Source organism: Myxococcus llanfairpwllgwyngyllgogerychwyrndrobwllllantysiliogogogochensis, assembly GCF_006636215.1.
Classification (GTDB): Bacteria; Myxococcota; Myxococcia; order Myxococcales; family Myxococcaceae; genus Myxococcus; species Myxococcus llanfairpwllgwyngyllgogerychwyrndrobwllllantysiliogogogochensis.
In genome coordinates this window covers 1-430 of record NZ_VIFM01000816.1, presented here as the reverse complement: position 1 = coordinate 430, position 430 = coordinate 1, and the positions used below count along the sequence as shown (strand labels likewise).

Below are 430 nucleotides of genomic sequence, written 5' to 3'. Positions count from 1 at the left end.
GAAAAAATGGCTACAGCAGTGGCTGCAGGCGCTGGCGGACGGAGAGGAGAGTTTGTCGCTGCTCTGCGGCCTCCCCGCGCCGGTCAGGCAGCTGCAGGGTTACCCGCGGGCGCTGTCGCAGGCGCGCCAGGCGCTGGATCTGTGCGATACCCTGCGGCCAACCCAGCGCATCAGCGACTATCAGCAGCTGGGGTTTATCAAACTGCTGTCCGCGGTCAGCGACCCGGCGCTGCTCAACGATTTTATGCACGACACCCTTGGCTGCCTGATCGAGCCGGGCCGTAAAGCGCCATGGCTGCTGCTGGAGACCCTCGAGACGCTGCTGCAGGAGAACGGCAACGTGGTGCGGGCCGCCGACCGGCTGGGTCTCCACCGCAACACGTTGCATCAGCGCATCCAGCGCATTGAAAAACTGACCGGCTACCCGGTC

The 430-nt window shown here is 65.1% G+C and carries 1 protein-coding gene; it reads left to right on the top strand.

All coding sequences use genetic code 11. From position 1 onward, the window contains the following. Positions 1–430, top strand: a 430-nt coding sequence (locus tag FJV41_RS55960; RefSeq protein ID WP_181791609.1) for a PucR family transcriptional regulator, incomplete at both ends; no start/stop codon positions are given.